This window comes from Streptomyces sp. ACA25, from assembly GCF_028200735.1.
In the GTDB taxonomy this organism is placed as follows: Bacteria; Actinomycetota; Actinomycetes; order Streptomycetales; family Streptomycetaceae; genus Streptomyces.
This window is the reverse complement of the sequence record NZ_JAQKPV010000025.1, coordinates 1-22,783: the sequence shown is the minus strand read 5'-3', so window position 1 is coordinate 22,783 and position 22,783 is coordinate 1. Positions and strand designations below refer to the sequence as shown.

Sequence of the window (22,783 nt, the reverse complement as noted above, 5' to 3'; positions counted from 1 at the left end):
GTTCGACTTCAGCGAGCCGAGCCTCAGCGGCTCCTCGCGGTCCTGCCCGTAGGCGGCCAGCAGTGCCTGCGCCTCGATCGGGTCACCCAGCTTCGTTCCCGTGCCGTGCGCCTCCACCACATCGACGCCGGACGGTCTGACGTCCGCCGCCGCCAGCGCCGCGCTGATCACCCGCTGCTGCGAAGGGCCGTTCGGCGCCGTCAGGCCGTTGGACGCGCCGTCCTGGTTCACCGCCGACCCGCGCACCACCGCCAGCACCTCATGCCCGCGGGCCACCGCGTCGGAGAGCCGCTCGACGACGACGAGCCCGATGCCCTCGGACCAGCCGGTGCCGTCCGCGCCCGCCGAGAACGACTTGCACCGCCCGTCGGACGCCAGCCCTCGCTGCCTGCTGAAGTCGACAAACACCGCCGGGGTGGACAGCACGGTGACGCCGCCCGCCAGCGCCAGGTCGCACTCACCGTTGCGCAGCGCCTGCGCCGCCAGGTGCAGGGCCACCAGCGAGGACGAGCAGGCCGTGTCCACCGTCATGGCGGGACCCTCCAGCCCGAAGGTGTAGGACACCCGCCCCGCCAGCACGCTGCCGGAGGTTCCGGTACCGAGATAGCCCTCCACCCCGTCGGGGAGCACGGTCATGGTGGCGGCGTAATCGTGGTACATCAGCCCGGCGAAGACGCCGGTGCGGGACCCGCGGAGCGACGTAGGGTCCAGGCCCGCGCGTTCGAACGCCTCCCACGAGGCCTCCAGCATCATCCGCTGCTGGGGGTCCATCGCCAGTGCCTCACGCGGTGAGATGCCGAAGAGCCCCGGGTCGAACCGGTCGGCGTCATGGACGAAGCCGCCTTCGAGCACGTAGGACTTGCCCGTCGAATCGGGGTCGGGGTCGTAGAGGGCCTCGGTGTCCCAGCCGCGGTTGCCCGGGAAGGGAGTGATCGCATCGGTGCCCGACATGACGAGCCGCCACAGATCCTCCGGGCTGTTCACGTTGCCGGGCAACCGGCAGGACATGCCGACGATGGCGATCGGCTCGTCGGTACCGACAGCACGGGCGGCCGCTACGGGGGCGGCAGTGTCCTCGCCGGCCAGCCGGGGCAGCAGGTGGGTCACGACGTCGCGCGGCGACGGGTGATCGAAGATCAGTGTGGCGGGCAGACGCAGCCCGGTGACCGCGCCGAGCCGGTTGCGCAGTTCCACGGCGGTCAGCGAGTCGAAGCCGAGGTCCTTGAACGGCCGGTGCTCCTCGACCAGGTCGACCGCCCGGTGACCGAGCACGGCTGCGATTTCGGCCCGGACCAGAGAGGTGAGCGCGGCAACGCGCTCGTCCTCACCCAGCGCGGCGAGGCGGGCGCCCAGCGGGGAAGCGGCCGCCTCTTCGGGGAGCGCGGCCCGGGCCTTCCCACTTCCCGGACGGCGCGTGACCAGTCCGCGCAGCAGCGGGGGCACCACCGTGGCGGGGTCGCGCTCAAGCAGCTCCCGCAGCTTCGGAAGTTCCAGCCGCAGCGCCACCAGATGCGCGGCCTCGCCCGTGCACGCGGCATCGAGGATCGCCAGCGCCTCGGGGGTGACCAGCGCCGCACCCGTACGGGTGAGCCTGGCCCGCTCCGACTCGCCCAGCCCTTCGGTGATGCCGCTGGCCTGGGCCCACAGCCCCCAGCCGACGGAGACGGCACCGGGCCGGCGGTGGGCCACGGCGTCCAGGACCGCGTTCGCGGCCGCGTAGTTCGCCTGGCCCGCCGAGCCGAAGGTCGCCGACGCCGAGGAGAACAGCACGAACAGTCCGACCTCGCCGACCAGGGCGTCCAGGTGCAGCGCCGAGGCCGCCTTGGCGTCGAGCACGGTGTCGAGCCGGTCCGGGGTGAGCGCGGTGACCACGCCGTCGTCGACGAGCCCGGCGGCGTGCACGACGCCGGCGAGCGGCCGGCCGGCGGGAACGGCATCGAGCACCGCGGCCAGCGCCTCCCGGTCGGCCACGTCGCAGGCGACGGCCTCCGCCGAGGCTCCGAGTGCGGCCAGTTCGGCGATCAGTTCCCGGGCGCCGGGCGCGGCCGGGCCTCGTCTGCTCACCAGCAGCAGGTGACGGACACCGTGGCCGGTCACCAGATGGCGGGCCACGAGGCCTCCGAGCACACCGGTTCCGCCGGTGATCAGCACGGTGCCGGTGGCGAGCTGCGGGGGTGCTGCAGCCGCCGGGAGAGCGCGGGCGAGCCGCGGCGCGAACACCCGGCCTCCCCGCAGGGCGAGTTGCGGCTCGTCGGAGTTCAGGGCTGCCGTGGGAACAGCGGAGAGCGCGGCTTCGGTGTCCGGCTCGGCGGCCGGGTCCAGGTCGAGGAGGACGAACCGCCCCGGGTGCTCGGTCTGCGCGGAGCGGACCAGGCCCCATACCGCGGCAGCAGCCGGGTCCACCGTCGTGCCCCCGGCGGGCACGGCGGCACGGGTGAGCACGACGAGCCGGGAGCCGGCGAAGCGCTCCTGGTCGAGCCACGCCTGTACCCAGCCGAGGGCGTGGTGGGCCGCGGCACGGACCGCGGACGGCTCGTCGGAGTCCGTCGGCCCCGGGGCGGGGCGGACCGCGACAAGAGCGGGAGGTTCGGCCGCTTCGGCCAGGCCGGCCAGTTCGGTGGGCTCCCTGACGACCGTTCGGGCCACCGCCTCTCCCGTGACGGGCAGGGCGGCCCAGTCCACGCGGAACAGTGCGTCGGAAGGCACGGAGCGGTCAGCGGGCGTGACCGGGCGCAGCACCAGCGACGCGACGGACGCGACGGGCCGTCCCGCCGGATCGGCGAGCGTCACCGACACCGCGTCCGGACCCGCAGGTGCCAGGCGTACCCGGAGGGCGGTGGCGCCCGAGGCGTGCAGCGTGACTCCGGACCAGCTGAACGGCAGCCGGACCGCGGCTTCACCGCCGAGGAGATCGCCGAGGGCCACCCCGTGCAGCGCCGCGTCGAACAGTGCCGGGTGGAGACCGAACCCGGTGGCGTCCGGCCGGCCCGCCCCCGCCGGGTTGTCGGGGAGCGCGACCTCGGCGAACACCTCGCCTTCCGCGCCGTGCCAGGCGGCGCGCAGGCCCTGGAACAACGGTCCGTAGCGGAGGCCCGCGGCTGCCGCAGCGCCGTAGAAGTCATCGACCGCGACCTCCGTGGAGCCGGATGGCGGCCACGAGGTGGACGGTTCGTCCACGGCCTGGCCGGCCGCCCGCAGGATGCCTGCGGCATGCCGGGTCCACGTGCCGTCCGCGTCCCCGTCCCGGGCGTCCTCGAGCCGCGAGTACACAGCGATCGGACGGCTTCCGTCGGCCAGGGGGGCGCTCACCTCCAGTTGCACCCGCACCCCGCTGCGCTCGGGCAGCACCAGCGGGGTCTCCAGAGTGAGCTCCTCCAGGGCGCCGCAGCCGACCTGGTCGCCCGCGTGCAGCGCCAGCTCGACGAAGGCCGTACCCGGGACGAGCACCACGCCGCCCACCTCGTGGTCCGCAAGCCAGGCGTGGGTGGCGGAGGAGAGCCTGCCGGTGAGCACCAGCCCGTCTCCCCCGACGAGGGTGACGGCCGCGCCCAGCATCGGGTGCTCGGCACCGCGCAGCCCGGCGGAGGTGACGTCGGCGGAACCGGCGGGGGCGGGCCAGTACCGTTCCCGCTGGAAGGCGTAGGTGGGCAGGTCGAGCCGCTGCGGGCACCACGGCGCGAAAACGGCTGCCCAGTCCGGGTCGAGTCCGGTGACGTGCAGCTGGGCCACGGCCCGCAGCAAGGTCTCCACCTGGTCGCGGTCCGCGCGCTGCACGGGTACGGCGAGGGCGGTTTCGGCGACCAGAGCGGAGAGCACGCCCTCGGGACCGAGCTCGACGTGCCGGGTGACGCCACGGCGCTGCAGCTCCGCCGCCGCGTCGGCGAACCGCACCGTCGCGCGTACCTGCCGGACCCAGTGTTCCGGGGTCGCGAGGTCGCTGTCGGGGGCCACCGTGGAGACCACCGGGATCACCGGTGGCCGGTGCGTGAGGGACGCGGTGAGGGTGGCGAACTCGGCGAGCATCGGCTCCATGAGGTGCGAATGGAACGCGTGCGACACGGTGAGCCGCTTGACCTTCCGGCCTTCGGCCCGCAGCCGCTCCTCCAGGCCGGCGATCACCTCCTCCGGTCCGGAGACCGTGAGCGAGGTGGGGCTGTTGACGGCCGCCAGGTCCGCCCCGTCGGGAAGCTCCAGTTCTTCCTCGGCCGCCTCCACCGCCAGCATCGCGCCGCCCTCGGGCAGCGCCTGCATGAGACGGCCACGCGCCGACACCAGGGCACAGGCGTCATCCAGCGACAGAATGCCCGCCACATGCGCGGCAGCCACCTCGCCCACCGAGTGCCCGACCACCGCGTCCGGAATCACACCCCACGACTCGAGCAGGCGGAACAACGCCACCTCGAACGCGAACAGGCCCGCCTGCGCGAACTCGGTGCGGTGCAACGCCTCCTCGTCACCGAACACCACCTCGCGCAGCGGCCGGCCGGAATCCGCGTCGAGGCGCCGGCAGGCCGCGTCGAATGCCTCGGCGAACACAGGGTAGGTCCGGTGGAGCTCCCGGCCCATGCCCGCGTACTGGGCACCCTGGCCGGTGAACAGAAAGGCCGTCAGGCCGGGCCGCGTCGAACCGAGCAGCACGTGCGGCCCGGCACCGCCGGCCTCGACCGCGTCCAGGCCGGCCAGTGCGTCCGCCCGGTCGGCGGCGAGGACCACGGCACGCTGTTCGTGGGACTGCCGGGTCGTGGCGAGGGAGAACCCGAGGTCCACCAGGTTCGCCGGGGCGGTCTCGGCTCCGAGGAACGTCCGCAGGCGGTCCGCCTGCGCGCTCAGGGCCGGGGCGGACCGGCCGGACACGGGCAGCGGGACCAGCGCGGGCGTGAGCGCGCGTGGGGCGGGCGCCTCCTCCTGTTCGGAGGGGGGTGCTTCCTCGAGGATGACGTGAGCGTTGGTACCGCTGATGCCGAACGAGGACACCGCGGCGCGCCGGGGCTGCTCGCCACGCTCCCAGGACCTTTCCCTGGTGAGCAGCTCGATCCGGCCCGACGCCCAGTCGACGTGCGGGGTCGGCTCGTCGGCGTGCAGCGTCCTGGGCAGCACGTCGTGGCGCATCGAGAGCACCATCTTGATGACGCCCGCGACGCCGGAAGCGGACTGGGTGTGACCGATGTTCGACTTCAGTGAGCCGAGCCACAGCGGCCGGTCCCGGTTCCGGCTGTAGGTGGCCAGCAGGGCTTGCGCCTCGATCGGATCGCCGAGAGAGGTTCCGGTGCCGTGTGCCTCGATGACATCGATCTGATCGGGCGACAGACGCGCCGCCGCCAGCGCGGCCCGGATGACCCGCTGCTGGGACGGTCCGCTGGGGGCGGTGAGACCGTTGGAGGCACCGTCCTGGTTGACGGCGCTGCCCCGCATGACGGCGAGGACGGGGTGCCCCTCCCGGCGGGCGTCGGACAGCCGCTCCACCAGGATCATGACGGCGCCTTCGGCCATGCCCATGCCGTCGGCGTCCGCGGAGAACGCTTTGCACCGCCCGTCGGAGGCCAGTCCGCGCTGGCGGTTGAATTCGTGGAACCCGACGGGGTGCGGCATCACGGTGACGCCGCCGACGAAGGCCATCGAGCAGTCACCGTTGTGGATGGCCTGTGCGGCCAGGTGCAGTGCGGTCAGCGAGGAGGAGCACGCCGTGTCGACGCTGACCGCAGGGCCCTCCAGTCCGAGGGTGTACGCGAGACGACCGGACACCACGGAGGTGGCACCACCGGTCAGCTGGTACCCCTCGGAGCCCGCCATGCCCTGCTGCATGCCGGCGCCGTAACCCTGCCCGTTGGTGCCGATGAACGCCCCGGTCCGGGAGCCGCGCAGAGTCCTGGGGTGGATACCCGCCCGCTCCATCGCCTCCCACGCCGTCTCCAGGATCAGCCGCTGCTGCGGATCCATGGCCAGCGCCTCGCGCGGGTTGATGCCGAAGAAGGCGGGGTCGAACAGGCCGGCCTCGTGCAGGAAGCCGCCCTGCGCCGCATCGAGGGACTCTCCACCGTCCGGGCCGGCCAGTCCTCCGTCACTCCAGCCGCGGTCGGCGGGAAACGGGGTGATCGCGTCTCCGCCGTCGAGGAGCAGCCGCCAGAGGTCCTCGGGTGAGCGGATACCGCCCGGCAGCGTGCAGGCCATCGCCACGATGGCCATCGGTTCCTGCTCGGCGGACTCGGCCTCGCGCAGCTGTCGGCGGGTGTCGTGCAGTTCGGCGATCACCCGGCCCAGGTAGTCGCGGAGCTTTCGCTCGGTCGGGCTCTTGCTCACTTCGGCGGTCATGATGTTCTCCGACGGGTCCACGCGGCAGTCACTTCAGTCCCAGATCCCTGTCCACCAGGTCGAACAGTTCGTCGTCCGTGGCGGATTCGAGGCGGTCGGCCAGGTGGTCCTTCCCTGCTGTGCGGTCCGGGTCCCGCCGGCCGGCGAGCAGCGATTCCAGCCTCATGACGATCCGGACCCGATCGAGGTCGTCGTCGGCACGCCGGGCGAGCGCGGCCTCGAGGCGGTCCAGTTCATCCATCGACGGGAGAGCGTCGGTGGCGTCCTCGGGCAGCAGCACCGACAGCAGGTGCCCGGCCAGCACCACGGGTGTGGGCTGGTCGAACACGAGCGTGGCCGGCAGCGTCAGCCCGGTCGCTGCGGCGAGCCGGTTGCGCAGGGACACCGCGGCGAGCGAGTCGAACCCGACGTCGCGGAACGCCCGGTCCGCTTCGACGTCCTCCGGACCGGCGTGCCCGAGGACCACAGCGGCGTGCGTGCGGATCAGGTCCAGCACGGCTCGCTCGCGTTCCCCGGTCGCCAGGCCCCGGAGAACGGCGGGGAAGCCGTCCTCAGCAGTGGCCTCCTCGGGCTCCTCGAGGGTGTTCCCGGCCGGCCGCAGGGCGCGCACTTCGGGCAGCTCGGCGAGAAGCGGGCTCGGACGCAAGGAGGTGAAGGCGGGAACGAAGCGCTCCCAGTCGACCTCGGCCGCGGCGATGAACGTGTCCCGGTGGTCGAGCGCCTGACGCAGAGCGATCATCGCGGGCCGGGGGGAGATCAGCGGGACGCCGCGGCGCAGCATCGGCTCCACCGCCGCCAGCTCGACCATGCCTCCGCCGTCCCACGGCCCCCAGGCCACCGAGGTCACCGGTGCGCCGTCACGGCCGCGGTTCTCGGCCAGCGCGTCGAGGTAGGCGTTGCCCGCGGCGTAACCGCCGTGCCTGCCGACTCCCCACACGGCGGAAATGGACGAGAAGTAGACCACCGCGTCGAGCCCGGCGGGGTCGAGCAGTTCGTCGAGGTGGCGGGCTCCCGCGACCTTGCCGCCGATCAGCCTCGCCAGGTCGGCGACACCGGTATCGGCCAGCGGGGCAAGGGTGCCCATGCCCGCGGTGTGCATGACCGCGCGGAGGGTTGTTCCGTCCTTCGTGAGACCGTCGATCAGCCGGACGACGTCCTCACGGTCCTCCAGGTCGCAGGAGACCACCGTTACCCGGCTGCCCAGGGCGGTCAGTTCCTCGGCCAGTTCCTGCGCCCCGGGCGCCGCGGGCCCGCTTCTGCTGGTGAGCACCAGGTGCTCGGCACCCTCGGCCGCAAGCCAGCGGGACACATGCCCCCCGATGGTGCCGGTACCGCCGGTGACCAGGACCGCACCCGCGGGCCGCCAGCCTTCTCCGGCCGGCGGACCCACATCCCGGGCGCCGGCATGCCGCAGCCGGCGCCCGAACACTCCGCCGGCGCGGACCGCCACCTGGTCCTCGCCGTCGGTGCGCGCCAGTACGCCCGCGAGACGGGCGGGCAGGTTCGGGTCGTCACCGCCGCCGTCGGCCGGCAGGTCGATCAGCCCGCCCCAGTGCCTGGGGTGTTCCAGAGCCGCGACCCGGCCCAGGCCCCAGACCTGAGCCTGCTCCGGACGGGCGGGCACCTCCGCTTCGCCGGCTCCGACGGCACCCGAGGTGAGGTTCCACAACGGGCCGAGGTCAAGTTCGGTCACGGCGTGCAGCAGCGACAGCGTGCCGGCCAGCCCTGCGGTGAGAACAGGATGGGCCGGGTGCGGCAGGTCGTCCAGGGACAGCAGCGACAGGATGCCTCCGAGCCGTTCACCCGGCTGCGCGTGGTCCCGGAGCAGGTCGGCCAGGTCGGCGCCGCAGGTGTCGCCCGGGTCGATGACGAGTACGTCGACCTCGGCGTGCCGCTCGGCGAGCACGGACCGGCACATGGCGGCCACCGTTCCCTCGGCGAGCGAGGAAGGCAGCACCAGCAGCCACCGTCCCGGCAGCGTCGCCGCAGGCCGAGCCGCCAGCTCCGACCAGGCGACCTGGTAGCGCCAGGCGTCGACGGCCTCCTGTTCACGGGCCTCGCGGTGCCAGGACGACAGGCCGGGGAGCAGCGGTTCCAGGGCTGCCGGGGCGATGTCGGTGACCCCTCCCAGCGCCTCGGCATCCTGCTCGTCGACCGCCGCCCAGAACCGGGACTCGGTCGGCGAGGCGGAGACGGCGGGCTCCGCGTGCCCGGCCCGCGCGGGCTTCGGCCAGTACCTCTCGCGCTGGAAGGCGTAGGTGGGCAGATCGGCGAGGTGGGCGTCGGGCAGGGCAGCCAGGGCGGGCCGCCAGTCGACCGGTGCGCCGCGCACGTACGCCTCGGCCAGGCTTGTCAGCAGTCGTTCGCGACCGCCCTCGTCACGGCGCAGGGTGCCGACCGCGTGCACGGGACGGCCCTCCTCCGTGGCGGTCTCCTCGACCGCCGCGGTGAGCACCGGATGCGGGCTGATCTCGATCAGCATGGTGTGGCCGTCACGGAGCAGCGCGGCGGTGGCCCGGTCGAACCTGACGGTCTCCCGCAGATTCGTGTACCAGTAGCCTGCGTCGGCGCCCGCGGTGTCGAGCACCCCGCCGGTGACCGCTGAGTAGAACGGCACCTCGGCGGTGCGGGGGGTGACGCCTGCCTCGTTCAGTGCGGCCGGGACCGTGTCACGGATCGCCTCCATCTGCGCGGAGTGCGAGGCGTAGTCGACGGGGAGCCTCCGGACGCGGACCTCCTCGGCGGCGAGTTCGGCCATCAGGCCGTCCAGCGCCGCGGCTTCCCCGGAGACGACCACCGATGCGGGTCCGTTGACCGCCGCCACCGAGATCTCCTGGTACGGGCCCGCCGCCAGCCGCTCCTCGACCCGGGCGAGCGGCAGCGCGACCGACACCATGCCGCCGCGTCCCGCCACCTCGGTCAGCGCCCTGGCGCGCAGCGCCACCACGGCCGCGCCGTCGGCGAGGGTCAGCGCACCGGCGACGCACGCGGCGGCGATCTCACCCTGGCTGTGGCCGACGACGGCCGAGGGCGTCACGCCGTGGGAGCGCCACACTTCGGCCAGCGCCACCATCACCGCCCACAGCAGCGGCTGTACGACGTCCACCCGTTCGAGGGAAGGCGCGCCGTGCCTCTCCCGCAGCACGTCCTCGGGCACGAAGTCGACGTGCGGCGCGAGTGCGTGCGCGCACTCGTCGAAACGGGTCCGGAAGGCCGCGGTGGTGTCGAGCAGCTCCACCGCCATGCCCGCCCACTGGGCGCCCTGACCTGGAAACACGAAGGCCACTTTCGGAGCGCTGTCCCGCCCGGTGACGACGGCGCTGTGCGGTGCGCCACCGGCCAGGGAGCCGAGCGCACCGAGCAGGCGGTCCCGGTCGGCGCCGACAACAACGGCGCGGTGCTCGAACGTGGCGCGGGCGGTGGTCAGCGTGAGCGCGGCATCCGCGAGCCCGGTCACCGAGCCGGTGTCCAGGTGGGAGCGCAGGGTTTCCGCCTGGGCCCGCAGGGCCTTCTCACCGCGGGCCGACAGCACGAGGGGGACCGCGACGTCAGGGTCGGGGGTCGGTTCGGCGGCGGGTCCCGCGTCGTCCGGGTCGGGGGCCTCCAGGATGACGTGCGTGTTGGTGCCGCTGGCGCCGAAGGAGGACACGCCCGCACGGCGTGGTCTGCCGGTCTCGGGCCAGGGGCGGGCCTCGGTGAGGAGGGCGACGTGACCTGCGGCCCAGTCGGCCTTGGTGGTCGGTTTGTCGATGTGCAGGGTCTTGGGGAGTATCCCGTGCCGCATCGCCAGCACCATCTTGATCACCCCGGCCATGCCGGACGCCGCCTGGGTGTGGCTGATGTTGGATTTCACCGAGCCCGTCCACAACGGCTCGTCGCGGTCCTGACCGTAGGTGGCCAGCAGGGCTTCCGCCTCGATCGGGTCACCCAGGGTCGTGCCGGTGCCGTGCGCCTCCACGGCGTCCACCTCCGAGGTGGTGCATCCCGCGTCGGCGAGCGCGGCGCGGATCACTCGCTGCTGCGCGTGACCGCTGGGCGCGGTGAGTCCGTTGGACGCGCCGTCCTGGTTGACGGCGCTGCCGCTCAGTACCGCGAGGACACGGTGTCCGTTGCGCCGCGCGTCGGAGAGGCGTTCCAGCAGCAGGACGCCCACGCCCTCTCCCCAGCCGGTGCCGTCGGCGCTGTCGGCGAACGCCTTGCAGCGGCCGTCGGCCGCCAGGCCGCTGAGCCGGCTGAACTCGACGAACGGGCCGGGTGTCGACATCACCGACACGCCGCCGGCCAGGGCCAGTGAGCACTCGCCGCCGCGCAGTGCCTTGACGGCGAGGTGGGTGGCGACCAGCGCTGAGGAGCACGCGGTGTCGACAGTGACCGCCGGGCCCTCCAGGCCGAAGGTGTAGGAGATGCGGCCGGACAGAACGCTTGCGGTGGCTCCGGCCGTCAGGTGCCCCTCCACGCTCTCGTCCGAGCCGAGCAGTACGTAGCCGTAGTCCTGGCCGTTGCTGCCGACGAAGACGCCGGTGTCGCTGCCACGCAGGGAAGCCGGGATCACGCCCGCGCGTTCCATGGCCTCCCACGAGGTCTCCAGCAGCAGCCGCTGCTGCGGATCGGTCGCCGTGGCCTCTCGGGGCGGGATGTTGAACATCGCCGCGTCGAAGTGGGCGGCGTCGTGGAGGAAGCCGCCGCGGCGCACCGAGGAGGTCCCGCTGTCGGCCTCGTCGAACAGCGTGTCGAGGTTCCAGTCCCGGTCGGTGGGGAAGGCCGAGACGGCGTCGCCGCCTTCGGCCAGCAGCCGCCACAGGTCCTCCGGAGTGCGGACGCCCCCGGGGAAGCGGCAGCCGATACCGATGATCGCGATGGGCTCGTCGGGGGTGGCCGCCGACGCGGCCGGACGCTCCCCGGTCTGCGGGCCGGGCACGGAGGCGGAGGGAGCCAGTTGGGCAGCGAGGTGGTCACCCAGTGCGGCGGGCCTGGGGTGGTCGAACAGCAGGCCGACCGGCAGGTCGAGGCCGGTGCGGAGGGCCAGCCTGTCGCGCAGCTCGACCGCGGTGAGCGAGTCGACACCGAGGTCGCGGAACGCCGTCCGCACGCCGATCGCCTCCGCGGAGGCATGGCCGAGCGCCGCGGCGGTCTCCTCGCGCACCAGGTCGACCAGCGGACCGGGACGATCGTCCGCCGGCAGGGCCGCAAGCCTGCGGATCCAGTCGGCGCGGAGCGTCTCCGGGACCGCGGCACGGGTGGTCCCGGCCGGGTCGGCGGCCTCCGTCAGTTCGTCGAACAGCCGGCTGTCCCGGGCGAACCGGTAGGCGGGGGCGAACCGCCCCCAGTCGACGTCGGCGACCACCGAGACGGTCTCGTTCTGGTCGAGGGCAGCGGCCAGCGCCGTCGTCGCGAGACCGGGCGCCATGGCGGTGAGACCGCGACGGGACAGGTGGTCACGGACACCGGGGAGCTGAGCCATGCCCGCTCCGTCCCACGGGCCCCAGGCCACGGAGGTGGCGGGCAGGCCCTGGCCGCGACGGCGTTCCGCCAGCGCGTCGAGGTAGGCGTTGGCAGCGGCGTAGGCGGCCTGGCCCGCGCTGCCCCATACGCCGGCGATCGAGGAGAAGAGGATGAAGCGGTCGACGTGCCCGGCTTCGGAGAGCAAGGCGTCGAGCACGGCTGCGCCGCGGACCTTCGCGTCCAGGACGTCGGCGAACTCGGAGAGGTCGGTCCCGGCCAGCGCCGCCGTGTCCGTCACGCCCGCGGCGTGGACCACGGAGCGTACGGCGTGCTCGGCAAGGAGCGCCGCCATCGCCGCGCGGTCGGTGACGTCGCCGGCAACCACGGTGACCCGGGTGACGGGGGCCAGCTCAGCCACCAAGGCGGCTGTGCCGGGCGCGTCGGCTCCCCGTCTGCCGACCAGAACCAGGTGCCCGGCCCCGCGGCGGGACAGCCAGCGCGCGACCTCCGCACCGAGCGCTCCGGTGCCACCGGTGATGAGCACGGTGCCCTCCGGCCGCCAGGTCCCGCCGGGCGCAGCCGGCGTGGCGCGGACGATGCGCCGGACGAAGGCACCGGATTCCCGGACAGCGACCTGGTCCTCTCCCGCGCTGCCGGTCAGCACCGCGGCCAGAACCGCGGCTGAGCGGTCGTCGAGGCGGTCCGGGACATCGACCATGCCGCCCCAGCGGGCCGGCGCCTCCAGCGCGGCGACCCGGCCCATCCCCCACAGCTGGGCCTGTTCGGGGCGGGTCACCCGGTCGGTGCCTCCTGCCGCGACGGCACCGTTCGTGATCGTCCACAGGGGCGCGTCGACCTCAGCGTCGTCGACGGCCTGGGTCAGGAGAAGAGTGGCGGCCATGCCTGTGGACAGCACCGGATGCCCGGAGTCGGGGGTGTCGTCGAGGCCGAGGAGCGACACCACCCCGGCGATCGGGCGGATCTCGTCGGCAATGTCTCCGAGCAGTTCGGCAAGCGTCCAGCGCCCGGTCTCCGTGGGCGCGACGGTCACCTCCCGTACGTGGGCTCCGCTCTCGCGCAGAGCCCGCAGCGTGGCGCTGACGAGCGGGTCCTCGGCGCGGGCGGCAGGCAGCACGGCGAGCCAGGTGCCCGGCTCTGTCGCGGGCGTGAGGCCGGACAGGGGCCGCCAGGCGGTGCGGTACCGCCAGGAGTCGACGAGGTTCTCGTCGCGGCGGTCCCGCCGCCACTGGGCGATCGCGGGCAGCACAGGGTCGATCAGGCCGGGGTCCGGCAGACCCAGGGTGTCCGCGAGCGTGTCGGCGTCGGCGTGTTCGACGGCCTCCCAGAACCGGGCCTCGGCGGGGTCTGCGAGCGCTCCGCCCGCACCGGACGGCGCAGGGGTGCCCGGCTCCACCCAGTAGCGGTCGCGCTGAAAGGCGTAGGTGGGCAGGGGGACCAGCTGCCCGCCCCAGGTGGCGAACACCGCGTTCCAGTTCACGGCAACGCCCGCGGTGTGTACGGCGGAGAGCGCGGTGAGCAGCGTCCGGGGTTCAGGACGGTCCCGGCGTGTCGCGGCTGCCACGGTGACTGCGGAGCCGGGCAGGCAGCCGCGGACAGCGGCGGCGAGGGTCCCGTCGGGGCCGAGTTCGAGAAGAATTCCGACCCGGTCCCCGTACAGCGAGGCCACCGCGTCGGCGAAGCGGACGGGTTCGCGGACCTGCCGCACCCAGTACTCCGGCGCGCACAGCAACGCCGGGTCGGCCGGACCGCCCGTCAGCGTCGATATGACGGGGATGGACGGCGCGTGGTAGGTCAACGACTGCGCCACGGTGGTGAACTCGGCGAGCATCGGCTCCATCAGACGCGAATGGAACGCGTGCGACACCGCCAGCCGCTTCACCTTCCGCCCCTCACCCCGCAACCGCACCTCCAAAGCGGCAACCGCCTCCCCGTCACCGGAAACCGTCACCGAGGTGGGCCCGTTGACCGCCGCCAGATCCACCCCCGCAGGAAGATCCAGCTCCTCCTCCGACACCTCTACCGCCAGCATCGCCCCACCCCCGGGCAGCGCCTGCATCAAACGCCCACGCGCCGACACCAAAGCACAGGCATCATCCAGCGACAGAACCCCCGCCACATGAGCGGCCGCCACCTCACCCACCGAATGCCCCACCACCACATCCGGCACCACACCCCAGGACTCCACCAACCGGAACAACGCCACCTCCAGCGCAAACAACCCCGCCTGCGCAAACACCGTCCGCCCCAACGCCTCACCATCACCGAACACCACCTCCGCCAACGGACGCCCCAACTCCGCGTCCACCCGCGCACACACCGCGTCAAAGGCCTCCGCGAACACCGGGAACGCCTCGTACAACCCACGCCCCATACCCACACGCTGCGACCCCTGCCCCGCAAACAGCACGGCCAGGCGGGCGTCGCTCACCTCGCCTCGCACCACCCCCGCCGGTGCCCGGTGGGCGGCGAGCGCGCTCAGACCCGCGATCAGGTCGTCGCGGTCGCTCGCGAGCACGGCCGCGCGGTGCTCCAGCGCGGACCTCGTGGTCGCCAGGGTGCGGGCGATGTCCAGCGGGTTGAGGTCCGGCCGTGCCTCGATGTGCCGCCGCAGCCGCTCCGCCTGACCGGCGAGCGCGTCGGCGGTACGCGCGGACACGAGACACGGCACCACCTGCGGCACGGCCGCGGGACCGGCCGGGGGCGGCTGGGACGGACCCGCCTCGGGTGCCTCGCTGAGGATGACGTGGGCGTTGGTACCGCTCATACCGAACGACGACACACCGACGCGGCGCGGCCGGCCGTCACGCAGCCACGGGCGTTCCTCGGCCAGCAGCCGGACGGTGCCCGCCGACCAGTCGATGTGCGGGGACGGCTGCTCGGCATGCAGTGTCCGGGGCAGCACGCCGTGACGGAGCGCCTCCACCATCTTGATCACACCCGCCATACCGGCTGCGGCCTGGGCGTGGCCGATGTTGGACTTGACCGATCCGAGCCACAGTGGCTCCTCACGGCTCGTGCCGTAGGCGGCCATCAGCGCCTGCGCCTCGATGGGGTCACCCAACCGGGTTCCCGTGCCGTGTGCCTCGACAGCATCCACCTCGGACGGGAGGATCCGCGCCGCGGTGAGCGCCGCGCGGATCACGGCTCGCTGAGCGCGCCCGCTGGGAGCGGTGAGACCGTTGGACGCGCCGTCGGAATTGACCGCCGACCCGCTGACCACGGCGAGCACCCGGTGGCCGCGGGCACGCGCGTCGGAGAGCCGTTCCAGCACGAGCACCCCCGAGCCCTCGGCCCAGCCGGTGCCGTCGGCCCCCGCACCGAACGCCTTGCACCTGCCGTCGGCGGCGAGACCTCCGTGCTTGCCGAACTCGCTGAACATACCGAGGCCCGCCATCACGGTGACGCCTGCCGCCACCGCGAGGTCGCACTCACCACCGCTCAGTGCCCGTGCGGCCTGGTGCAGGGCGACCAAGGACGACGAGCAGGCCGTGTCGACGGTGAGGACAGGCCCTTCGAGCCCGAAGGTATAGGCGATGCGGCCGGAGACGACGCTGCCCGCGACGCCGGTCATGAGGTGCCCCTGCGACCCTTCCGGCAGTTCGGCGCCCACCCCGTAGTTCGAGGAACCTGCCCCGACGAACACACCGGTGCGGCTGCCACGCAGGGACAGCGGCGGGATGTCCGCCCGTTCGAACGCCTCCCACACCGTCTCCAGCAGCAGACGCTGCTGAGGGTCCATCGTCAGCGCCTCACGCGGGCTGATCCCGAACAGCGCCGCGTCGAATCGGTCGGCATCGTCGAGGAAGCCGCCGCGCAGGGACCAGGCCCCCTCCTGGCCGGGCGGAATACCCCAGCCCCGTTCGGCGGGCAGCTCACCGATGGCGTCCCGGCCTTCGTGGACCAGTTGCCACAGCGCCTCGGGGTCGTGCACACCGCCGGGGTAGCGGCAGGCGGTGCCGATGATGGCGAGCGGCTCGGGCTCCCGTTCCTCCGCCTCGTGCAGTCGCTGCCGGGCCTCGGCCAGATCAGCCGTGACCCGCTTGAGGTACTGCAGGAGCTTCTCTTCGTTCGCCATGCCCGCCCCTTCACCAGGTCCGTCCGTATGAGCAGCCGCCGTTCGGGAGTTCACGACAGGCCCAGCTCCTTGTCGATGAAGTCGAAGACGTCGGAGGCGGAGGCTTCTTCCAGGCGCTCGGCGACGGCGACACCTCCGCTGTCGGCCCCGTTCTTCTCTCCGCCGGTCACCCTGGTCAGCAGTGCGCGCAGTCGGTCGGCGACGGCTGTGCCGTCGGCCGACGTGCCGGCGAACCGGCCGATCGTGGCTTCCAGCCGGTCCAGTTCGGCCAGCACCGCGCCAGCGCCGTCCGCTGCCGGGCCGGCCGGCCCGACGAGTTCGGACCACAGGTGCTCTGCCAGCGTGGCGGGTGTCGGATGGTCGAAGACGAGGGTGGCGCCCAGCCGCAGCTTCGTGACCGCAGTGAGCCGGTTGCGCAATTCGACCGAGGTCAGCGAGTCGAAGCCGAGTTTGGTGAACGCCAGATCCGTGGCCACCGACTCGGGACCGTCGTATCCCAGAACGGTCGCCGCGTGCGCACGCACCAGATCGAGCACGGTGCGCCGCTGCTCGGACTCGGGCAGCGGTGCGAGGTCCGCTGCGAGGTCGCGGGGCACCTCCGCCGCGGCCCTCGCACGGGTGGCGGGCGCCCGGACCAGGCTGCGCAGGAGCGGGGGTACAGGCGTCTCCTTCGCCTGTTCGCGCAGCCCGCGCAGGTCCAGGTTGACCGGAACCAGATGCGTGTGTGCCAGGTCGCGGGCGGCGTCGAAGAGCGCCATTCCCTGTTCCGCACCGATCGCACCCGCCATCGCAGCACGGTCGCGTTCCCGCCGGTCCAGGTGACCGGTCATGGCGCCCGCGGGCTCCCACAGGCCCCACGACAGGGACTGGCCCGCCAGTCCCTGTACCCGGCGGCGGTGTGCCACCGCGTCCAGGACGGCGTTGGCGGCCGCGTAGTTGGCCTGGCCCGGTGAACCGAACGTGGTGGCCACCGAGGAGAAGAGCATGAACATGGACAGCTCGGAGCCGGCCGTCAGCTCGTCGAGGTTCAGCGCCGCGTCGACCTTCGGACGCAGCACCGCGTCGAACCGTTCAGGTGTGAGCGAGCCGAGGACACCGTCGTCCAGCACGCCCGCGGCGTGCACCACGCCCGTCAGCGGGCGGTCCAGACCGGCCAGCAGCGCGGCCAGGGCGTGCCGGTCGGCAGCGTCACACGCTTCGACCCGTACGGTGGCCCCCGCCTCGGTGAGTTCGGCCGCGAGTTCGGTGGCGCCCGGCGCGGCGGGCCCACTGCGGCTGATCAGCACCAGGTGCCGGACGCCGTGCTCGGCCACCAGGTGCCGGGCGAGCAGACTTGCCAGCACCCCGGTGCCACCGGTGACGAGCACCGTGCCCTCCGGGTCGGGGGCGGCCGGCAGAGTCAGGACGTTCTTGCCGATGTGGCGTCCCCGGCCCATGAACCGGAACGCCTCCGGCGCGTCCCTCAGGTCCCAGGCGGTGACCGGCAGCAATTCCAGCGCGCCCCGGTCGAAGAGGGCGATGATCTCGGTGAAGATCTCCGCGATCCGGTCGCGGTCGGTACGCATGAGGTCGAACACCTGGTAGCTCGTGCCGGGATGGGCCTTGGCGACCACCTCGGGGTTGCGTATGTCGGTCTTGCCCATCTCGACGAACCGGCCGCCGGGGGCGAGCAGCCGCAGCGAGGCGTCGATGAACTCGCCGTCCAGCGAGTTGAGCACCACGTCCACGCCCCGCCCGCCGGTGGCCGCACGCAGCCGCGCTTCGAAGTCCAGCGAACGCGAGGAGGCGAGCCGTTCGGCGGGCAGACCGGTGGCGGCCCACTTCCCCGGACCGGCCGTGCCGTGGACCTCCAGCCCGAAGTGCCGGGCGAGTTGCACGGCGGCCATGCCGACGCCGCCGGCCGCAGCGTGGACGAGCACCGACTCGCCCGTGGCTGCGCCTGCGACGTCCACCAGGCCGTAGTAGGCGGTGAGGAAGGGCGTCGGTACGGAGGCCGCCTGGGCGAAAGTCCATTCGGGCCGCATCGGGGCGAGTGCACGGCGGTCGGTGACCGCCAGCGGGCCGAAGGCCCCTGCGAACAGCCCGAACACCCGGTCGCCCGGGACCAGGTCGGTGATGTCAGCGCCCACCTCGACGACCACGCCGGCTGCCTCGGTGCCCATTCCGCTCTGGCCCGGCACCATGCCCAGCGCCATCACCACGTCGCGGAAATTGACGCCGGCGGCACGGACCGCCACCCGCACCTGTGTGGGCTCCAGGTCGGCTTCGGCCTCGGGCGCGGGCACGAACGCCAGGTTCTCGAGGGTGCCTTCGCCGACAATGTCCAGTCGGGTGCCCGGAGCGGGTCCGGCCAGCCGTGTCCCGGTGGTCGCACGGGACAGGCGTGGCGCCAGCAGGGCTCCCGCACGCACCGCGACCTGCGGCTCATCGGAACCGAGGGCCGCGGGCAGCGCGGTGACGGAGTCGGGGTGACCGTCGAGGTCGATCAGGGTGAAGCGGCCGGGGTTCTCACTCTGCGCCGACCGCAGCATGCCGTGGACCGCCGCACCCGCGAGATCGAGCACTCCCTCCCCCGCACCGACCGCGACCGCTCGCCGGGTCAGCACCGCGAGACGCGTACCGGCGAACCGCTCCTCGGACAGCCACGTCCGGGCGAGATCGGCTGCCTCGTGGACGGCCGCACGGATCTCCTCAGCCGTCTCACCGGCCTGCCGCGCGCTCGTCCACAGCACCACCTCGGGGGCGGGCTGCCCGGGCTCGAGCGCGGCGGCAAGCTCCACAACACCGTCGTACCGCGCCTCGGGGACGAGGGCCCCGGGGACCGGGCCGACAAGGACGACCGGCGCGGGACGTGCTGCCGCAGCGGGCGTCCAGTCGAGCCGGTACAGCGCGTCCAGGACATCGCCCTGCGCCGCACGGCGCAGGGCGCCTGCACTGACGGGCCGCAGGGTGAGCGACTCCACAGCCGCCACTGCTGTGCCCGCGGTGTCGGCGGCGAACAGCGACACGGTGTCCGGGCCGGCGGAGGACAGCCTGACCCGGAGAGTGTCGGCACCGGTCGCATACAGGGAGACGCCCTCCCAGGCGAACGGCAGCAGCCCCGGCGATCCGAGCAGCCCACCGAGTCCGGCCGCATGCAGAGCGGCGTCGAACAGGGCCGGGTGGAGCCCGAATCGGCCGGCCTCACCGCGTGCCGAGGCCGGCAGCGCGACCTCGGCGAACACCTCGTCACCGGCCCGCCAGGCGGCACGCAGCCCCTGGAACACCGGGCCGTAGGCGTAGCCACTCCCGGCGAGGGCCTCGTAGCAGCCGTCGACGTCGAGCGGTTCTGCGCCGGCGGGCGGCCAGGTGCGCAGTCCGGCGGGCGGTTCGGGATCGGTCACGCGGCCGGCGAGGAAGCCGGTGGCGTGCGTGGTCCAACCCGTTTCGGAGCCCTCGGGCCGGGAGGAGACGGTGACGGGCCTGCGACCGTCGGCCTCGGGCCCGCCGACGAGCAACTGCACCTGCACGCCGTCGGTCTCGGGCACGACGAGCGGGGTTCCCAGCGTCAGCTCGTCCACCCCGGCGGAACCGGCGTGCAGGGCAAGCTCGACGAACGCCGTGCCGGGCAGGAGCACGGTGCCCCCGACCGCGTGATCGGCGAGCCAGGGGTGCGTGGCGAGGGAGAGCCTCCCGGTCCACAGCGCGCTGTCGCCGTCCGCGAGCGGGATTGCGGCGCCCAGCAGCGGATGCCGCGCGTCGGTCAGACCGGCTCCCGTGACGTCGGCCGTTCCGGGGCGGGTCTCGGGCCAGTACCGGCGGTGCTGGAACGGGTAGGTGGGCAGGTCGACGATGTGCCGGCCGGCCGGCCCGCCGAGGACGCCGGCCCAGTTGACCGGCACGCCGGCGACGTGGGCCTCCGCGAGCGCGAGCAGCCAGCGGTGCGCGTCGCCCTCGTCGCGGCGCAGTGTGCCGAGCACCGTGCCGGGGGACTCGGCTGCGTCGAGAATTTCCTGCACGCCCACGGTAAGCACCGGGTGCGGGCTGACCTCCAGGAACACCGAGTGGCCGTCGTCGAGCGCGGCTCCGGCCGCTTGGGCGAACCGCACCCGCTCCCTGAGGTTGCGGTACCAGTAGTCGCCGGTCAGGTCCGCGGTGTCCAGCAGTTCTCCGGTCACCGTCGAGTAGAACGGCACCTCGCCGGTGCGGGCCCGTCCGGGTGACAGCTCCTGGAGCAGCGGACGAAGCGGCTCGACGAAGGGCGTGTGCGAGGCGTAGTCCACCGGCATCCGCCGGGCACGCACGCCTGCTCCTTCGCAGTGCGCGAGCAGCTCTTCGAGCTCCCCTGCCGCACCGCCGACCACCGTGGAGCGGGGCCCGTTGACGACGGCGACGGCGACGGTCGGCCACGCGGCGACCAGTTCTTCCGTCTCCTCCGGGGACAGGACCAGTGACACCAGGCCGCCATGGCCGGACAGCTGCTCGGCGATTGCCCGGCTGCGCAGCGCCACGAGACGGGCTGCGTCCTCGAGGTCCAGTGCCCCGGCCACGACTGCGGCCGCGAGTTCTCCCTGGGAGTGGCCGATGACTGCGGCAGGTACCACGCCCACCGACCTCCACAGCTCCGCCAGCGACACCATCACGGCCCACAGCACGGGCTGCACCACATCGGCCCGGTCCAGGTCCGCTCCCCCGGCGTCCTCCCCGCGGATCACCGCGATCGGTGAGAAGTCCACGTACGGCGCGAGCGCCCGCTCGCACTCCTCCAGTCGCGCGCGGAACACCGGCTCGGAGTCGACCAGGCCCGCGGCCATGCCGGCCCACTGCGAACCCTGGCCGGGGAACACGAACACCGGGGCACCGTCCAGGCGCGCGGTGCCGCGCCGCAGCCCGCCCGCAGCCTCACCGCCCTGAGCGAGGGCGGCCAGGGCGTCGGCCCCGAACACGACGGCGCGTTCCCGGAGCGTGGCACGGGCGGTCGCCAGGGTCCAGGCCACGTCCAGCGGGTCGTGGGAGGTGAGGTCCACCGACCCGAGGCGCCGCGCCTGGTCACGCACCCCCTCGGCAGACTCGGCGGAGAGCACCCAGGGCACCGCCGCGAGACGCGGTGCGGGTGCGGGTGCGGCGGTGTCCTCGGCGGGCGCCGCCGCCTCCAGGACTACGTGCGCGTTGGTACCGCTCATGCCGAAGGAGGACACGCCGGCGCGGCGCGGACGGCCGGTATCGCTCCACTCCCGGGTCTCGGTGAGGAGCCGGACGTTGCCTGTGGTCCAGTCGACCTTGGTGGTGGGGTTCCCGGCAAAGAGAGTGCGCGGCAGCCGGCCTGCCCTCATCGCCATCACCATCTTGATGACACCCGCGATGCCGGCTGCCGCCTGGGCGTGTCCGATGTTGGACTTGATCGATCCGAGCCACAGCGGCTCGTCACGGTCCTGGCCGTAGGTGGCCAGCACTGCCTGTGCCTCGATCGGGTCACCCAGCTTGGTTCCGGTGCCGTGCGCCTCCACGGCGTCCACTTCCGACGGCTCCAGCCCGGCGACGGCGAGCGCGGCGCGGATCACGCGCTGCTGCGAAGGGCCGTTCGGGGCGGTCAGCCCGTTGGAAGCGCCGTCCTGGTTGACCGCCGACCCACGGACCACGGCAAGCACCCGGTGACCGTGGCGGCGCGCCTCGGAGAGCCGCTCGACGAGCAGCAGACCGACGCCCTCCGCCCAGCCGGTGCCGTCAGCGGCGTCGGCGAAGGCCTTGCAGCGGCCGTCGGCGGCCATCGCGTCCTGCTTGCCGAACTCGGCGTAGATGCCTGGTGTGGCCATGGCCACGACTCCGCCGGCCAGGGCGAGGGAGCACTCGCCGTTCCGCAGCGCCTGCCCGGCGAGGTGCAGAGCGACCAGGCCGGAGGAGCAGGCCGTGTCGACAGTGACGGCCGGCCCTTCCAGACCGAAGGCGTAGGAAACCCGGCCGGAAAGGACACTGGCGGAACTGCCGGTGGCCAGGTAGCCCTCGCTGCCTTCGGGAGCCGCGGCGGGCAGAGACGTGTAGTCGTGGTTGTTGGCGCCCGCGAACACCCCGGTACGTGAACCCCGCAGAGACAGGGGATCGACCCCGGCCCGTTCGAAGGCTTCCCAGGACGCCTCGAGCAGCAGTCGCTGCTGCGGATCCATCGCCACCGCCTCACGCGGCGAGATCCCGAACAGTCCTGCGTCGAACTCGGCGATGTCGTCCAGGAAACCGCCCCGCAGCGTCCCGGAGGGGGATGAGCCGTCCGGCTCGGTGCTCCGGTAGAGGTGCCAGCCGCGGTTCGCGGGAACGTCGCCGATGGCGTCCACGCCCTCGGCCACGAGGTCCCACAGGTCCTCCGGCGAGCGGACACCGCCGGGAAAGCGGCAGCTCATCCCGATGATCGCGAGTGGCTCGTCCTGGTCTGCGGCCTCCGCGGGCGCGGCAGGGGTCGGCACGGCAGGGGGAACTGCGGCCGGGGCCGTGCCGACCGGCAGTTCCACGGCGAGCAACTCGGTGAGGTGGCCGGTCAGGGCCTGGGCGGTCGGGTGGTCGAACACCAGGGTGGCGGGCAGGACCAGCCCGGTGGCCGAGGCCAGGCGGTCTCGCAACTCCACCGCCGTCAGGGAATCGAATCCCAGATCCGTGAAGGCGCGCAGCGGGGCGACCGCGTCGGTGTCGGCGTGGCCAAGGGCGGTGGCGGCGGCGGTACGTACCAGGGACAGCAGTGTCCGCTCGCGTTCACGGCTGCCGATGCCGGAGAGACGACGGCGCAACGGAAGTGCTTCGTCGGTGTCCTCGGCCGGGCTCTGCGCGTCGGTGAACTCGGGCACTTCGTCGAACAGTCTGCTGGGACGTCCCACGGTGAACGCGGGAGCGAAGCGGCCCCAGTCGATGTCGGCGACGGTGACACAGCCGAGATCGTGCTCGACAGCCTGCTCCAGTGCGGCCACGGCCGCG

At 73.4% G+C, this 22,783-nt stretch carries 2 protein-coding genes and 1 pseudogene; all 3 read right to left on the bottom strand.

Annotation, left to right across the window (positions count from 1 at the left end; translation table 11 throughout):
* Positions 1-6,309: type I polyketide synthase (locus tag PJ985_RS22735; protein ID WP_271685772.1), on the bottom strand; the 6,309-nt coding region annotated here is incomplete at its 3' end.
* Between the two features lie 28 nt (positions 6,310-6,337).
* Positions 6,338-15,847, bottom strand: coding sequence for a type I polyketide synthase (locus PJ985_RS22730; protein WP_271685771.1), 9,510 nt, complete (start codon positions 15,845-15,847; stop codon positions 6,338-6,340).
* 50 nt (positions 15,848-15,897) lie between these two features.
* Positions 15,898-22,779, bottom strand: a pseudogene (locus tag PJ985_RS22725) (SDR family NAD(P)-dependent oxidoreductase); the annotation flags it as partial.
* Between the last annotated feature and the right edge of the window lie 4 nt (positions 22,780-22,783).